At 38.7% G+C, this 16,231-nt stretch carries 13 protein-coding genes and 1 pseudogene; 6 read left to right on the forward strand and 8 right to left on the reverse strand.

Annotated elements, in window-relative coordinates; all coding sequences use genetic code 11:
- Positions 1-11: 11 nt before the first annotated feature.
- Positions 12-1,697, reverse strand: coding sequence for a hemolysin secretion/activation protein HpmB (gene hpmB, locus GWI58_RS08535; protein ID WP_161769084.1), 1,686 nt, complete (start codon positions 1,695-1,697; stop codon positions 12-14).
- Positions 1,698-2,392: 695 nt separating this feature from the next.
- Between hpmB and mutT the strand changes: the two genes are divergently transcribed.
- Positions 2,393-2,788 carry an 8-oxo-dGTP diphosphatase MutT gene (gene mutT, locus GWI58_RS08540; protein WP_012368230.1) on the forward strand — a complete coding sequence of 132 codons (396 nt, stop codon included), beginning with the start codon at positions 2,393-2,395 and terminating at the stop codon, positions 2,786-2,788.
- 52 nt (positions 2,789-2,840) lie between these two features.
- Here mutT and yacG read toward each other — a convergent pair whose 3' ends face one another.
- The 7 genes and pseudogenes from yacG to ppdD form a co-directional block, all read right to left on the reverse strand.
- Positions 2,841-3,056, reverse strand: coding sequence for a DNA gyrase inhibitor YacG (yacG, locus tag GWI58_RS08545; protein WP_004244091.1), 216 nt, complete (start codon positions 3,054-3,056; stop codon positions 2,841-2,843).
- 52 nt (positions 3,057-3,108) lie between these two features.
- Positions 3,109-3,861, reverse strand: coding sequence for a cell division protein ZapD (zapD, locus tag GWI58_RS08550; RefSeq protein WP_161769085.1), 753 nt, complete (start codon positions 3,859-3,861; stop codon positions 3,109-3,111).
- 2 nt (positions 3,862-3,863) lie between these two features.
- Positions 3,864-4,478: a dephospho-CoA kinase gene (gene coaE, locus GWI58_RS08555; RefSeq protein ID WP_110229419.1), complete on the reverse strand. Its 615-nt coding sequence runs from the start codon at positions 4,476-4,478 to the stop codon at positions 3,864-3,866.
- A 277-nt stretch (positions 4,479-4,755) separates the two neighbouring features.
- Entirely contained in the window at positions 4,756-5,415 is a 660-nt protein-coding gene (locus GWI58_RS17840) for a type II secretion system F family protein (RefSeq protein WP_237611677.1), read from the reverse strand.
- Between the two features lie 39 nt (positions 5,416-5,454).
- Positions 5,455-5,954: pseudogene (locus GWI58_RS17850) on the reverse strand (type II secretion system F family protein); the annotation flags it as partial.
- The gene (locus tag GWI58_RS08565) at positions 5,951-7,054 is read right to left on the reverse strand and encodes an ATPase, T2SS/T4P/T4SS family (protein ID WP_094959678.1); all 1,104 of its coding nucleotides are present in this window, start codon (positions 7,052-7,054) and stop codon (positions 5,951-5,953) included. The gene GWI58_RS08565 and the pseudogene GWI58_RS17850, both read right to left, overlap by 4 nt.
- 98 nt (positions 7,055-7,152) lie before the next feature.
- Positions 7,153-7,596: a prepilin peptidase-dependent pilin gene (gene ppdD, locus GWI58_RS08570; RefSeq protein ID WP_094959679.1), complete on the reverse strand. Its 444-nt coding sequence runs from the start codon at positions 7,594-7,596 to the stop codon at positions 7,153-7,155.
- Positions 7,597-7,806: 210 nt separating this feature from the next.
- Between ppdD and ampD the strand changes: the two genes are divergently transcribed.
- From ampD to lpdA, 5 genes are all read left to right on the forward strand, one after another.
- The gene (gene ampD / locus GWI58_RS08575) at positions 7,807-8,349 is read left to right on the forward strand and encodes a 1,6-anhydro-N-acetylmuramyl-L-alanine amidase AmpD (RefSeq protein ID WP_004250361.1); all 543 of its coding nucleotides are present in this window, start codon (positions 7,807-7,809) and stop codon (positions 8,347-8,349) included.
- Positions 8,350-8,675: 326 nt separating this feature from the next.
- Positions 8,676-9,446, forward strand: coding sequence for a pyruvate dehydrogenase complex transcriptional repressor PdhR (gene pdhR / locus GWI58_RS08580; protein WP_012368227.1), 771 nt, complete (start codon positions 8,676-8,678; stop codon positions 9,444-9,446).
- 163 nt (positions 9,447-9,609) lie between these two features.
- Positions 9,610-12,276, forward strand: coding sequence for a pyruvate dehydrogenase (acetyl-transferring), homodimeric type (gene aceE, locus GWI58_RS08585; RefSeq protein WP_004244080.1), 2,667 nt, complete (start codon positions 9,610-9,612; stop codon positions 12,274-12,276).
- Between the two features lie 12 nt (positions 12,277-12,288).
- Positions 12,289-14,160: a pyruvate dehydrogenase complex dihydrolipoyllysine-residue acetyltransferase gene (gene aceF / locus GWI58_RS08590; RefSeq protein WP_017827184.1), complete on the forward strand. Its 1,872-nt coding sequence runs from the start codon at positions 12,289-12,291 to the stop codon at positions 14,158-14,160.
- Between the two features lie 201 nt (positions 14,161-14,361).
- Positions 14,362-15,789, forward strand: coding sequence for a dihydrolipoyl dehydrogenase (gene lpdA / locus GWI58_RS08595; protein WP_004244077.1), 1,428 nt, complete (start codon positions 14,362-14,364; stop codon positions 15,787-15,789).
- Positions 15,790-16,231: the final 442 nt, after the last annotated feature.

The following is a 16,231-nucleotide window of genomic DNA, read 5'->3' on the forward strand; positions in this document are numbered from 1 at the left end:
ATGAATGTAGATCAAAATAAGTATGAAAATTTAACCAGTAGTTGAGTAGGATCTTTGGTTTTATTGGAATTTGTTTGGTGATACAGTAACTCGCCTTTTGCAACTTCAAGGTCGAGTTGTGCTTGTTGATATTGAATATTTAAGCCGGAGCTTAGGCCGTAACCACCTTGCCATCCTTTGTAGTTGCCATGTTGTTTTACTTGACCGATATCTACCCCTATACGAGGTGTGATAGAAAAGTGGTTAAGTCGATAGGGATAGGAGAGGGTATTGCGTAAATAGCCACCGTTATCACCAGAAAGTGTGCTTTGATCAAAACCACGAATAGCGTTTTTGTCTGTTAAACTTAGCCATTCAACGCCGGGGAGTGTGTCGTGGCTGTATTGGCCTAAAAAAGAACTATTGAATAAAAATGTAGAATGCCATAGAGAAAAGCGTTGATACCAATTAGCAAATAGCTTAACTTTTGTAAAGCGATAGTCGTTACCATTACCGTTAGCGATATAGGGTGTTTCCTCTGCGCCAAACCAGCCGACCGCTTTTTCAACACTCAAATTAGTGCTCAATACGCCATTTGGAATAATCTGCAAATGATTAATCCCTAATTCAATCGTGGTTAATTTAGGGCTACTGAGATCTAAACGAATTTGGCTAAAGTAGTTGCGTATACGTTTATGAGTGACTTGAATATTTAAGGTATCAATTTGTTTTTGGCTACGGCTAAAAGCATAATCGCCTCTAATACCTACTTGAGTGGTATCGCCATATAATCTGACAGTACGTGTTTGTAATTTTTGGTGAAATTGGTACTCCGAATAACTACCAAAAGAGCTAAAAGTAAAGCCACCATAAGGAATTGAATAGAGCAAAGTATAAGCGCGATTAAAACGGGTATTCGGGTTATCTGTTGTTATGTTGGCATTTAAGCTTACAAAATCAGATAAACCTAATGGGCTATCTAAACTAGCATTCGTTCGTATTAACCAGCGGCCTGAATTTTTCTGTCCATAATTGTCACTAGCGATATTGAGATGCCAAGGTGATTTTCGTTGATTAGACAACTTAATGACAGAGCCCCCCAATTCGGTACCGGGAAGAATATCCACTGTGACTTTATTTGATTGCAAGCGGTTAGCTTGATCTAAGCCTTGATCGAGTGTAGCGAGTTTTAATGGTTGCCCTTTGATTCGAGGAAATAGTAGTGTGATGTTAACACCTCGATCACCTCCTTCAATACGTTCAACAAACCCTTCAATAGCATACAGACCTAATTCGCCATGTTGGTTAGGACGTAAGAATTGGATACGTGCGGTAATATAACCATGTTGAAGATAACGCTGAGTGAGTTCTTTCACGAGGCGATTAATATCAGCACTCTTAATACATTGATCTGGTAATGGAGATAATGAATTGAGATCCTTCTCAGTAAGTAAAGTAATACCTTGAATATAAACGCCTTTTATAGGCAAACAGTGTTCTGACTCAGTAATTAAAGTTGGGGTAGGTGAAATATTTACCGCTTTTTCTTGCAGTTGCTGATAGCGATTTTGTTCTATTAATTGATTAATTTCACGTTGGCTATCTTGCAATGCACGCCTTGATTCACTGATTGAGCCTAAATTTCCTGTTTCATTTGCGCTTAATCCACTGGTAGAAAAACAGCTTAATAGTGTTAATAAAACAACTTTTTTTTTCATTTTACCTCGAGATAAAGGTATTAATTCAAATATAATAATAGGGCTTTAATATATATAGATAATAAATAATGTTTTATTATTATATTGAAATTAAAAATAATAAATACCAGTTACTCTTTAATTGAATATATTTTTAAAATTGATGGATTTAAGTAAAACTTTCCCTTTTTTTAGTATTAACTATCAATAAACGTAAAATAATCAGTATGATTTTTTTAGAGAGAATAAGCGTTATCTACAAATAAAATCATTTGTTTAATTTTTATTGTTATTGTATTTGTTGTGATTTTTGCTATGTAAATTACCAGTTAGAAAAAATCAATTAACCAAAAAATAGGTTTTTTAGAGAAAAAAGAAGAATACTGAGAGCGGTTTTGAAAATATTTAATTAAGTTAAAAGTGACTTTTCATTTGTTGGCAGTGATTTATTTATTTCATTATATAAAATATTCATTCTGTGAATAATTATTTCATTTTAATAAATAAAATATAAAAGCATTTATACTTTTACTATTTATTTATCTTAATAAATAGTGATGATTGAGTTTAAACGAAAAGAGTCCAACTTTTGCGGGTCGTTCATCAGGGGGGAGTAGATGCTGAATAGTGAAGAAAGAAAATCAACCTCATACTATTGGATCTACGGTATAATGGTGAAGTTTGTCAGTGAAACGTATGATCTAATAAGGCTGTTTATGATAGATAAAAAAAAACTACATATTGCTGCAGGTGTGATTTGTGATAAGCAAAATAATGTATTTATTACCCAACGCCCTTTGACATCTCATATGGGAGGATATTGGGAGTTTCCTGGTGGAAAACTAGAAGATAAAGAGACGCCAGAGCAGGCATTATACCGTGAGTTGCAAGAAGAAATAGGTATTAATGTGACGCAATGTCAGTTGCTTGAAACGGTAGAGCATGATTTTATTGATAGGCATATTACATTATCATTCTTTTTAGTCACAGAGTGGGAAAATAAACCTTACGGTAAAGAAGGGCAACTTTCCCGCTGGATACCTATTATGTCCTTAAATGCTGAAGATTTTCCACCAGCTAATCGCTCTATTGTTGCCTTATTGCAAAAATAATCAATACAGCCACTTCATGATTGTTGTGGCTGTATGAGTATGCTGTGGGCGTTTAATTAAACGGCTTAGGATCTTGCTCTGGCATTTCACTCCATTCATCGCTGTCATTGCTTTCGCTTTGACTTGGAATTCGCTTCTCTTCAGCCGCCCATTCGCCTAAATCGATTAACTGGCAACGCTTACAACAAAAAGGACGATAAGGGCTACTTTCATCCCATATTACCTCGGTTCGGCATGTTGGGCATTTCACTATTAATTTTTCGCTCATTATCTCTCCTGAATTTAATTGAGATGATTTCTATTGTTGATATTAAGCTATATTAACAACATGAAATCTCAAAAGGTAGTTCAGAAGGGATTGTGCCATGCTCACTATCAAGAGGCAAAAAGCGAATAGCATAACGGTTTTTGTGTCCTGAGACTTGAGGGTAAATTTGTTGGCTGGCAAGTAGCTTGATCCGTAATAATTCACCTTCTTCCGTACTGTCTTGATAAAAACCATTATGGCTTAATACCGGTTTAAATGTATCTGATTGACGAATAAGTGTTAATAGGGCATTTAATGCATTTTGTAGAGGATATAACCCTTCCTGCCAACAAGTTAACTTTTCAGTACGCACCGTTTGAGGAAGATTTAACCACAAATGCAAAGTAGGGACATCAAAGTTACAACATCCTCCCGGAATACTGAGGCGTTGTTTTACTAAGCTGATGATTTTATCTTGTTTTAAATGTTGTCCAATACGTGGTGCTTTACTTAATGCGCAAGCACTTTCTGATAACTCATTAATAATATGACTGACAATCTCTTTATCGACATTAGGAAAGGATAACCACTGTTGCAGTTTTTTTTGTCTTTTTTCTAACTCTTTAAGTAGTTCTGCGCGGATCTCCCCGCGATCTAAAACTTCAATAAATTCTGAAACGGCACGAAAAAAAGATAATGCAGAAGATAATGAATTAATAGATTGAAAACTATTTAATTGAATTAATGAGTTTTCAATTCTAAGCCATGAACGCATTTTCTCATTAAGCGGGTGTTCAAAAATAATTGTTGAGGTTTCTTCACTCATGGCTATTGTCCTGTATTGCTTTTTTGAGCTAATTCTAAGTAATGCTGATGAAGTTGTTTTATTTGTTCATCTTGATTTAAGCTATTATCGTGATTTTCAATAATATCATCAGCAACGGCTAATCGTTGTTCTCTTTTAGCTTGGGCTTGTAAAATTTTGAGTACATGATCTCGGCTTACACCATCACGTTGCATAGTTCTGGTAATTTGTTCTTCTTCAGTCACATCAACCACAAGAATACGATCGGCTAAATGTGTTAGTTTATTTTCAACTAATAAAGGAACAACCCAAATAAAATAAGGGGTGCGAATTTGTTGAATTTGTTTTTGCGTCTCTTGTTGTATCAGTGGATGGAGTAACTGGTTTACCCACGCTTTTTCTTGTTGATTTTGAAAAATAATATGACGTAATTGCGCTCTATTTAACTTGCCATCAGGCAATAAAATAGTGTCACCGAAGTGTTGCTGTAAGGCTTTTAATCCTGGCGAATCAGGCTCTACCACTAATCGGGCAATGACATCCGCATCCACAAGAGGGACGCCGAGTGAGGCAAAACCATTAGCGATGGTCGTTTTACCACTACCAATACCACCTGTAAGAGCAACTGTATAAGTCATTGCGTTCGTCTATTTTTAATTAATCAAAATTTACTGTTGATTGCGATATTCTAAAGCTTAAACTGATTTTTATCACAAGATAATAACCGCAATATTTGGGTTTTATTCAGTTATTATGATAAGCGATTTTCTGCTACCCTGACAGCCTAGCTTACAGTAAGTGGCTAAATCTTCGCTTAATCGGCTATTAATATATCAAAATGTAATGGTGATGCATTGTATCACTGATGTTTTGATTATTAGACGCATTGTTAATGACTTTAGGATATTGCTAGCATCAATGTATGGTATCACCTAGTTGTAACACCGGAAGATACATCGCAATAATAAGCGTGCCAGTAATCAATGCGATCAGTGTCATTAAAATAGGCTCAAGCCATGTTTTTACACTATCAAGACGTTCTTCTAATTGATGATAAAACCAGTGGGTAAGTTGCTGGCAAAAAAACTGTAGTTGTCCAGAATTTTCTGCTGAAGAGATAAATTGATAACAGATTGGCGGGAATAGAGGATTATGTCGCATAAATGAGCTAAGTGATTTGCCTTGAGTAATATGCGCTATCATATCAGTGAGTGCTCGTTGATACAGTGAATGCGTTAATTGCTCTGTAATAATTTTTAATCCCTGTAATAGTGGTAATCCAGCTTGTTGTGTAATCGTCATTATCTGAAAAATAATATGTAGCTGGTGATATCTTAATAAGATGCCCAAGTAAGGAAGATTAAGCCAACATCGTTGTTCAATGTCGCGAAATTTAGCACTATGGTGTTTAATAGTGTAATAGCTATAAAAAATTATTAATATAAACAGCAGGATAATTAAACTATTATGAGAAAACCATTGAGAACATCTAATTAAGGTTAATGTTAGTGTCGGTAGCTCAGTATTAAATGCACTGTATAAAGATTGATATTCAGGTAAAACATAGATCAACATAGATATTGTAATAACGATTAATGTTAATAATAAGAATAGAGGATACTGAAAAGCTTTTATTATTTTTTTTATTAAATCCCGCTGGTTTTTTAATTGTGTTGTTTGTAATAAGAGAACTTCATCAAGCTTACCACTCTCTTCACCAATATAAATAAAATGGGTTAAATAGCAGGAAAATAGAGAGGATAACGACTTAACTGTTTAGATAGCGCGCCTCCTTGATTTAGGTGAAAAATAATATCATTTAAAACACATTGCCAATGTAAATAACGACATTCTTCTTTAAGCAGTGTTAATGCGGGCAAAAGTGCTAAGCCTGAATGAAGTAATAACGCTAACTGTTCAAGAAGTTGAATGCGGTATTGTTTATCACTATTTTGAAAGATTATTACCCTATATAGGCGAATTTTTACTGGTAATTTTTGTTGTTGAATAAGTTGATCAATAACTTCATGTTTAGATTGAGCGACAATGTTGCCACTTAGCCATTCTCCTTGATAAGTTAATGCATTATAGCGATAGATAAAATGTAATTTCATTCAATATCTCCGACTACTTGATAAACTTCATCTAAAGACGTTATCCCCTTCTTTATCAGTTCAATACCTGAGTTAAATAGTGCGTAAGGTGAGGGGCGTGATTGCTTGGCAAGTTCAAAACAATCATAAATAGCTGTTCTGCCTTTGTAGCCGGAATAACAAAATTGACAACCTGTTGCTTGCCAATTGGGTAATATAATTTGTTGATTATTAATAATGAAATTTTTCTGTTCAGGTGATGGGTATTTACAGTCGCTACATAAGCAACGAACTAAACGTTGAGAAATAATTAATTTTACACAAGAGTCGATTAAATCTTTTGCGATGCCTAAATTAGCCAAACGGGCGAGTGTTGCTTGGGTAGAGTTAGTATGCAGTGTTGATAAAACTAGGTGGCCTGTTTGTGCTGCTTTTATTGCTATTTCTGCTGTTTGTTGATCACGTATTTCACCTATCATAATAACATCGGGATCTTGGCGTAATAGTGCCCGTAATATTGTTGCAAAAGTAATACCGGCTTTTTCTGTTATTTGTGTTTGATTAATGCCATGGAGAGGTAACTCAATAGGATCTTCAATACTATTAATATTACGATTATCTTTATTTAAATATTGCAAACAACTATAGAGTGTTAAAGTTTTACCACTCCCTGTGGGGCCGGTGACTAAAATCATTCCCTGAGGTTGAGTAAGATATTTTTTTAATAGTGTTAGGTGAATTGTTTGAAAACCTAACTGTGCTAATTGTGGCTGTTGCAGATTATTCATGAGCCGTAAAACTATTTTTTCTCCATATAAAGTAGGAAGTGTCGCAACACGTATTGAATAATTGTTTTTCTGATAAGACCAATTAAATTGACCATCTTGTGGTAGGCGTTTTTCGGCAATATTAATATTCGCGAGGATTTTTAAACGTGTCAGGATCTCGTCAGCTAATTGATTGTCAGGGGGAGAAAATAATACTAGATGATTATCAATTCTCGCGCGAATTCTCAGGCTATTTTGTTGTGGCTCTAAATGAAGATCAGAAACACGTTGAGCAAGGCTGTGACGTAACAATTGCTCAATAAACTCTGTTGCTGTATGGATAGTATTATTCATGAAAGCTCTTTTTTACGATAAATGATTTATGGATGGTAAGGGCTAGAAACAGAGCCTATTGGCTTTTCCACCTTGGTTGAGGTTGCCGTTAGATTGGTTTAATGAGATTTAAAAACCTTATGGCATAGCGTTTGTAACGCGGTGTTAGTTGATGTGCAGTTAATTTGCCAATGGGGAAGTGTCTCTTTACTGTTTGCTGCAGGAGTCATTACGATGGTTAGTCCTTCTAGTTGAGCCTTACCTTTTGCACTAATAACGCCATTGGCAACATGAATATCAGTAAGGTATCGACTACGAAATTGTTGAGGCATAAAACTGGCATCAGCATGGCATTGGTTATATTGATGTTCATAGTGACAAAGTTCCACTGCAGAACGATAAGGCGACAGGGTTTGTAATACATCAGTTAAGGCGGCCTTTTGGATATAACCATGATAAGCAGGGATCGCCACTGAGCTTAAAATTGAGATAATGGCAATCACAATCATCAATTCCATTAGCGTGAATCCATTCTCTGTTGAGTGATAATTTAATGTATTCATTTTTCTCTCCTTGATAAATAACCTGTTGAAGTATGAGAAAAAAGCGTTTTATTGGCGAATAGAGAAGCTAAGAATTGAGTAAAATATCGAAAAGAAAAAGGAGTGATACAAAATTAACCACTATTATTGAGAGCAAGTTCGCATTAATTGGCGGATATTATTAATAAAAATAGCTAATATGATTTTAAATGTAGAAAAAAGAGGGGTGTTGTGGAGATTAAGCAAGGCTGGCTAACGGGAGTAAAGCACGTTCCATCGCCAAATTATGACAATAGACCTGAAGGTGAAATCCCTTCATTGTTGATTATCCACAATATCAGTCTTCCTCCTGGGCAATTTGGTGGACCTTATATTGATCAACTGTTTACCAATACGCTTGCTGTTGATGATCATCCTTTTTTTAATGAGATTGCACATCTGCGTGTTTCTGCGCACTGTTTAATTCGCCGTGATGGTGAAATTGTGCAATATGTGCCTTTTACGGCACGAGCGTGGCATGCTGGGGTTTCCTTCTATAAAGGGCGAGAGAAATGCAATGATTTTTCGATTGGTATTGAGCTAGAAGGAACCGATGAGTGTGACTTTACGCCGCAGCAATATCAGCAATTATCGACACTCACTCAGCAACTTATTGAACACTATCCGGGCATTAAAGAAAATATTACCGGACATAGTGATGTCGCACCTGGTCGGAAAACAGATCCAGGACCTCATTTTAATTGGTCATATTACCGAGCACTATTAGCAAAATAACATAACAAAATGCATTAATAATTGATATTTTTGCATTGATAATCAATATATGAATGCTGTCACGCTTCAGTGTGACTGTTTATGTGTTTAATCAATGTTAAAAAATAGTGTTTTTAATCTTTTCTAATAATGCGATCTAGTTATCAAATTTGATGAATTTATCAAATAATTTGTTAAAATTTGCAGGTTTTTATGATTTCGCTCAACAACTGTATGGACAGTTAGTAAATACTTTGTTACTTTATTATCCATTACATTAAATTGGTATTACCAATTGACATTTCAATAACCAAGGTAATAGTTATCCAATAATGGCTTCTAGCAATATGGCTTACACAAAGATCCGCCAACCAAAGCTTTCTGATGTGATAGAACAACAACTTGAGCATCTTATTTTAGAAGGCACCCTACGTCCGGGGGAAAAACTCCTGCCTGAACGTGAGCTGGCAAAGCAATTTGATGTATCGCGTCCTTCATTGCGTGAAGCAATCCAAAAATTGGAAGCAAAAGGTTTTTTATTACGCCGCCAAGGTGGTGGAACCTTTGTGCAAGATAACCTTTGGCAAAGCTTTAGCGATCCTCTCGCTCAACTCCTCAGTGGGCATCCAGAATCTCAATTTGATCTGTTAGAAACACGCCATGCCCTTGAAGGTATTGCGGCTTATTATGCTGCATTACGCGGTACTGATGATGATCTTGAGCGTATTAAAGCCAGTCATGCTCGCATTATTGATGCTCATGATAAAGGGGATATCGCGGCGGAGTCGGATGCGGTATTGCAATACCAATTAATCGTTACGGAAGCTGCTCATAATGTCGTTTTGCTACACTTATTAAGGTGTATGGTGCCAATGCTTGAGCAGAATATCCGACAAAATTTTGAGTTTCTTTATACACGTAAAGAGATGTTAACTGCTGTAAGTGAGCATCGCACACAGATTTATCAGGCGATTATTAATAGAGAGCCAGAAGCCGCCCGTGAAGCTTCACACCGCCATCTGGCCTTTATTGAAGATGTTTTGTTGGATATGAGTCGTGAACATACTCGTCGTGAGCGTTCTTTGCGCCGGCTCCAACAACATCCTGATTTATTTTAGTAGCACAGATCCTGACCGCTGAGTCTGTACTACCTATCTCCCTGCAATATTCAGGGGTAGCGGTAATAACAGCAGGGCCTATCTTCCCGTCATATCCCCGTGGTATCACGGGAAGATAGGCTCCTATAACCATTAGAAACAGATAACAGATAAGGAATACACCATGTCAGATATGCTGAAAAATGACGTGGATCCGATCGAAACTCGCGATTGGTTACAAGCGATCGACTCGGTCATCCGTGAAGAAGGTGTTGAGCGTGCACAGTTCCTGATTGATCAGGTATTAAAACAAGCCCGTAATGGCGGTCTTGATATTGCTTTAGGTGGCTCTGTACACAGTGATTATATCAATACTATTCCTGTTGAAGATGAACCCGCTTACCCTGGCAATCTGGAATTGGAACGTCGTATCCGTTCTGCTATTCGCTGGAACGCAGTAATGATGGTTCTGCGCGCGTCCAAAAAAGATTTGGAACTCGGCGGGCACATGGCGTCATACCAGTCTTCTGCAACTTTATATGAAGTTTGCTTTAACCACTTCTTCCGTGCTCATAATGACAATGATGGCGGTGACTTAGTTTACTTCCAAGGTCATATCTCTCCGGGGATCTACGCACGTGCATTCTTAGAAGGGCGTCTGACTGAAGAGCAATTAAATAACTTCCGTCAAGAAATTGGTGGTAAAGGTTTATCCTCTTATCCACACCCTAAATTAATGCCTGAATTCTGGCAGTTCCCAACCGTTTCAATGGGCTTGGGGCCACTATCTGCGATTTATCAAGCAAAATTCTTGAAATACTTAGATCACCGTGGCTTAAAAGATACCACTAAGCAACGTGTTTATGCGTTCTTAGGTGATGGTGAAATGGACGAGCCAGAATCTAAAGGTGCTATCACTATCGCTGTACGCGAAAAATTAGATAACCTGTGCTTCGTGGTTAACTGTAACTTACAGCGTCTTGATGGCCCAGTTACAGGTAACGGCAAAATTGTTAACGAATTAGAAGGTATCTTCGCCGGTGCTGGCTGGAACGTGATCAAAGTGATGTGGGGCGACCGTTGGGATGCACTACTACGTAAAGACACTTCCGGTAAACTGATCCAGTTAATGAATGAAACACTGGATGGTGACTACCAGACTTTCAAATCTCGCGACGGTGCTTATGTTCGTGAGCATTTCTTCAATCGTTACCCAGAAACTGCCGCATTAGTTAAAGATATGACTGATGACGAAATTTGGGCGTTAAACCGTGGTGGTCACGATCCGAAGAAAGTTTTTGCGGCATTCCAAAAAGCCAAAGAAACCAAAGATAAACCAACCGTTATTTTAGCTCAGACCATCAAAGGTTATGGTATGGGTGAAACGGCAGAAGGTAAAAACATCGCTCACCAAGTGAAAAAAATGAACATGGACGGTGTGAAACATTTCCGTGATCGTTTCAATATCCCTGTTAGCGATGAGAAAGTAGCAGAACTGCCTTATATCACTTTTGATAAAGATTCAGAAGAGTACAAATATCTGCATGCTCGCCGTCAGGAACTAGAAGGTTACTTACCTGCTCGTCGTACTCGTTTTGATGAAAAATTAGAAATTCCTACACTGGAAGATTTCAGCCAGTTATTAGAAGAGCAATCTAAAGAGATTTCTACTACTATCGCATTCGTTCGTGCGTTGAACGTAATGTTGAAAAACAAATCTATTAAAGATCGTTTAGTCCCTATTATTGCTGATGAAGCACGTACTTTCGGTATGGAAGGTCTGTTCCGTCAAATCGGTATCTACAGTCCGAATGGCCAGCAATATACGCCTCAAGATCGTGAGCAAGTTGCTTACTATAAAGAAGACGTTAAAGGTCAGATCCTGCAAGAAGGTATTAACGAACTGGGTGCGGGTGCATCTTGGTTAGCGGCTGCAACATCTTACAGCACTAACAACTTGCCAATGATCCCATTCTATATCTACTACTCAATGTTTGGTTTCCAACGTATTGGTGACCTATGTTGGGCTGCGGGTGACCAACAAGCACGCGGTTTCTTAATTGGTGGTACTTCAGGTCGTACAACGCTAAACGGTGAAGGTTTACAACACGAAGATGGTCATAGCCATATTCAATCACTGACTATTCCTAACTGTATCTCTTACGATCCGGCCTTCGCGTATGAAGTTGCTGTCATTATGCAAGATGGTTTAGAGCGTATGTATGGTGATAAACAAGAAAACGTTTATTACTACATCACAACGTTAAACGAAAACTATCATATGCCAGCAATGCCAGCTGGAGCAGAAGAGGGTATCCGTAAAGGTATCTATAAACTGGAATCTCTGGAAGGCGCGAAAGGTAAAGTTCAGTTACTGGGTTCTGGCTCTATTTTACGTCACGTACGTGAAGCGGCACAAATTCTGTCAACTGAATATGGTATTGGTTCCGATGTGTACAGTGTAACATCATTCACTGAATTGGCTCGTGATGGTCAAGATTGTGAACGTTGGAACATGCTACATCCATCAGAAGAGCCTCGTGTACCATACATTGCTCAAATCATGAATGATGCACCCGCTGTTGCTTCAACAGACTATATGAAACTGTTTGCAGAACAAGTTCGCACTTATGTGCCAGCTGACGACTATCGTGTCTTAGGTACAGATGGTTTCGGTCGTTCAGATAGCCGTGAAAATCTGCGTCACCACTTTGAAGTTGATACTTCTTATGTGATTGTTGCTGCATTAGGCGAATTAGCTAAACGTGGTGAGATTGATGTGAAGGTTGTTGAAGAAGCAATCAAAAAATACAACATCAACCCTGAAAAAGTAAACCCACGTCTGGCGTAAGAGGTAAAGTGAATGTCTATTGAAATTAAAGTCCCTGATATCGGTGCAGATGAAGTTGAAGTCACCGAAGTGATGGTGAAAGTCGGTGATCGTATTGAGGAAGAACAATCCTTGATCACCGTAGAAGGCGATAAAGCGTCTATGGAAGTGCCATCACCACAAGCGGGTATTGTTAAAGAGATCAAAATTGCCGTGGGCGACAAAGTCGAAACTGGCTCTCTTATCATGATCTTTGATACTGAAGAGGGTGCTCAGGCACCCGCTCAAGAAGCCGCTCCTGCGCCTTCTGCTGCCGCACCTGCTGCGAGCGAACTGAAAGAAGTTCATGTACCAGATATCGGTGGTGATGAAGTTGAAGTCACCGAGGTGATGGTCAATGTAGGTGATACCATTTCAGAAGAGCAATCTCTGATCACGGTTGAAGGTGACAAGGCTTCAATGGAAGTCCCAGCACCTTTTGCTGGCGTAGTAAAAGAGATCAAAATTGCTGTCGGTGATAAAGTGAGCACAGGCTCTCTTATCATGGTATTTGAAGTAGCAGGTAGCGCGCCTGCACCTTCTGCATCAGCTCCGGCTCCTGCAGCATCAGCACCAGCAGCCTCTGCAATTAAAGATGTTAATGTACCAGATATCGGTGGTGATGAAGTTGAAGTCACCGAAGTGATGGTGAAAGTGGGTGATACCATTGCAGAAGAGCAATCTTTGATCACGGTTGAAGGTGATAAAGCTTCTATGGAAGTTCCAGCACCTTTTGCCGGTGTAGTAAAAGAGATCAAAATTGCTGTCGGTGATAAAGTGAAAACAGGCTCACTGATCATGACCTTTGAAGTTGCCGGTGCCGCACCAGCAGCACAAGCGCCAGCAGCGCCTGCAGCGTCTACATCAGCAGCACCAGCACCTTCTGCTCCAGCAAAAGCGCCTGCTTCTGCACCAGCAGCAAAAGAAGAATTTGTTGAAAACGAAGCTTATGTCCATGCAACACCTGTTATCCGCCGTTTAGCACGTGAATTCGGTGTGAATTTAGCGAAAGTTAAAGGAACCGGTCGTAAAGGACGTATCTTACGTGAAGACGTTCAGTCTTATGTGAAAGAGTTAATTAAACGTGCTGAATCTGCACCTGCTAATGCTGGTGGTGGATTACCAGGTATGTTGCCTTGGCCGAAAGTTGACTTCAGTAAATTTGGTGAAATTGAAGAAGTTGAACTAAGCCGTATCCAGAAAATCTCTGGCGCTAACTTAAGCCGTAACTGGGTAATGATCCCTCATGTTAATCTGTTTGATGAAGCAGATATCACTGAGGTTGAAGAATTCCGTAAGCAGCAAAATAAAGAAGCTGAGAAGAAAAAACTGGATGTTAAGATCACGCCATTAGTCTTCGTGATGAAAGCAGCCGCTAAAGCACTGGCTGATATGCCTCGCTTTAACAGCTCAATTTCAGAAGATGGACAAAAACTGATCCTGAAAAAATACATTAACATCGGTATCGCAGTAGATACACCTAATGGTTTAGTTGTACCTGTCTTTAAAGATGTAAACAAAAAAGGCATCTTAGAGCTCTCTTATGAATTAGCAGAAGTTTCTAAGAAAGCACGTGCAGGTAAACTGACTGCATCTGATATGCAAGGTGGATGCTTCACTATTTCTAGCCTTGGTGGTATCGGTACTACCGGTTTTGCACCAATCGTTAATGCGCCAGAAGTTGCGATTATGGGACTGTCTCGTTCTTCGATGAAACCAGTCTGGAACGGTAAAGAGTTCGTACCACGCTTAATGTTACCAATGTCATTATCTTTCGATCACCGTGTGATTGATGGTGCTGACGGTGCTCGATTCATCACTCTGATTAATCAGTACATGAGCGATTTACGTCGTTTGGTAATGTAATCATCTAAACCGGTGCTAAGCACCGGTTTCTCTGATTGCCGTGACAGATTTTGCAGTCATACATTCTAGGTTGTGAGATCTGTCATGTTAGAGCGCTTTTCAGCTTATTAACATTTCTGTAAACTGCATGCGGTATGTAAGTCTCGGTGTTAAATATGGATTATCGTCTGACTCGCCGGACAAATAAATAATGAGGTCACGATGAGTACTGAAATTAAAGCACAGGTAGTGGTTCTCGGTGCAGGCCCTGCGGGTTATTCCGCGGCGTTCCGTTGCGCTGACTTAGGTTTAGATACAGTTTTAGTTGAACGTCACTCTACATTAGGTGGTGTTTGTCTGAACGTGGGGTGTATCCCTTCTAAAGCGTTACTCCACGTTGCTAAAGTAATCGAAGAAGCGAAAGCATTATCTGAACACGGTGTCGTTTTTGATGCACCGAAAACAGATATCGACAAAATTCGCATCTGGAAAGACAAAGTTATTTCTCAGTTAACCGGTGGCTTAGCTGGCATGGCTAAAGGCCGTAAAGTAAATGTTGTTAACGGCGAAGCTCGATTCACAGGCTCACATACATTGTCTGTTGAAGGTAGTGAAGGTACAACAACAATCACTTTCGAAAATGCTATCGTTGCCGCAGGCTCTCGTCCAATCGAATTACCTTTTATTCCACATGAAGATCCACGTGTGTGGGATTCAACAGATGCACTACAACTGAAAACAGTACCAGAGCGTTTACTGGTCATGGGGGGTGGGATCATCGGTTTGGAAATGGGTACTGTTTATCATGCGTTGGGTTCACAAATTGACGTAGTTGAAATGTTCGACCAAGTTATCCCAGCGGCAGATAAAGACGTAGTTAAAGTCTTTACTAAACGTATCAGCAAAAAATTCAATCTGATGCTAGAAACCAAAGTGACCGCCGTTGAAGCAAAAGAAGATGGTATCTATGTCACAATGGAAGGCAAAAAAGCACCTGCTGAGCCTCAACGTTATGATGCTGTATTAGTTGCTATCGGTCGTGTACCAAATGGTAAATTATTAGACGCAGGTAAAGCCGGTATTGAAGTTGATGATCGTGGCTTTATCCATGTTGATAAACAAATGCGTACTAATGTACCTCACATCTTTGCGATTGGTGATATTGTTGGTCAACCAATGCTAGCACACAAAGGTGTTCATGAAGGTCACGTTGCTGCTGAAGTTATCTCTGGTAAGAAACATTACTTTGATCCTAAAGTTATTCCATCAATCGCTTATACTGAGCCAGAAGTTGCATGGGTTGGTATGACTGAAAAAGAAGCGAAAGAGAAAGGTGTTAGCTATGAAGTAGCAACTTTCCCTTGGGCAGCATCTGGTCGTGCAATTGCATCAGACTGTGCAGATGGTATGACTAAACTGATTTTTGACAAAGAAACCAACCGTGTTATCGGTGGGGCAATTGTCGGCTCTAACGGTGGTGAACTGTTAGGTGAAATTGGTTTAGCTATTGAAATGGGTTGTGATGCTGAAGATATCGCATTAACCATCCACGCTCACCCAACGCTATACGAATCAATCGGTATGGCTGCGGAAGTATTTGAAGGTAGCATCACTGACCTGCCAAATCCAAAAGCGAAAAAGAAAAAATAAGTTGATTTTATAATCAAGACAAAGTGTAAATGTTAAGAGCCAAGTTCATTAAGAGCTTGGCTCTTGTTTATATGCTATAAAGTATAAATTCCCATTTCATCAAACCAATTCTATTATTATCACATCACCTTGTTGTTTTTTTGTACTGCAATTTGACTTTAGTACTAATTCGAGTCGTAAAAAAACTATAAAAAATGTGGTTATTAACCTAAACCTTGGTTAAAAGACCCTGTTATATATTTTGTTTAAGTGTTTTAATCTGAATAAATAGATATTTGAATCTGATTAATGTTACTTTTATGTGAACGAATTAACATAGTATTGAAGATTTGCTATGCTGATAGCCCTTAGCTGGGCATAATTTCACAACCATAGATGTTTTATGCGAGCAAAAGATCCTCTGACCTGGCATCCAACTAGATAGGGTGCAGACAGCCGGGTT

The organism is Proteus sp. G2674 (genome assembly GCF_009915195.1).
Taxonomy (GTDB): Bacteria; Pseudomonadota; Gammaproteobacteria; order Enterobacterales; family Enterobacteriaceae; genus Proteus; species Proteus mirabilis.

Bases quoted from the DNA above. Each gene is read 5' to 3' on its own strand.
- hpmB (WP_161769084.1), bottom strand. From the start codon at position 1,697: ATGAAAAAAAAAGTTGTTTTATTAACACTATTAAGCTGTTTTTCTACC.
- mutT (WP_012368230.1), top strand. From the start codon at position 2,393: ATGATAGATAAAAAAAAACTACATATTGCTGCAGGTGTGATTTGTGAT.
- yacG (WP_004244091.1), bottom strand. From the start codon at position 3,056: ATGAGCGAAAAATTAATAGTGAAATGCCCAACATGCCGAACCGAGGTA.
- zapD (WP_161769085.1), bottom strand. From the start codon at position 3,861: ATGAGTGAAGAAACCTCAACAATTATTTTTGAACACCCGCTTAATGAG.
- coaE (WP_110229419.1), bottom strand. From the start codon at position 4,478: ATGACTTATACAGTTGCTCTTACAGGTGGTATTGGTAGTGGTAAAACG.
- GWI58_RS17840 (WP_237611677.1), bottom strand. From the start codon at position 5,415: ATGTTGATCTATGTTTTACCTGAATATCAATCTTTATACAGTGCATTT.
- GWI58_RS08565 (WP_094959678.1), bottom strand. From the start codon at position 7,054: ATGAATAATACTATCCATACAGCAACAGAGTTTATTGAGCAATTGTTA.
- ppdD (WP_094959679.1), bottom strand. From the start codon at position 7,596: ATGAATACATTAAATTATCACTCAACAGAGAATGGATTCACGCTAATG.
- pdhR (WP_012368227.1), top strand. From the start codon at position 8,676: ATGGCTTACACAAAGATCCGCCAACCAAAGCTTTCTGATGTGATAGAA.
- aceE (WP_004244080.1), top strand. From the start codon at position 9,610: ATGTCAGATATGCTGAAAAATGACGTGGATCCGATCGAAACTCGCGAT.
- aceF (WP_017827184.1), top strand. From the start codon at position 12,289: ATGTCTATTGAAATTAAAGTCCCTGATATCGGTGCAGATGAAGTTGAA.
- lpdA (WP_004244077.1), top strand. From the start codon at position 14,362: ATGAGTACTGAAATTAAAGCACAGGTAGTGGTTCTCGGTGCAGGCCCT.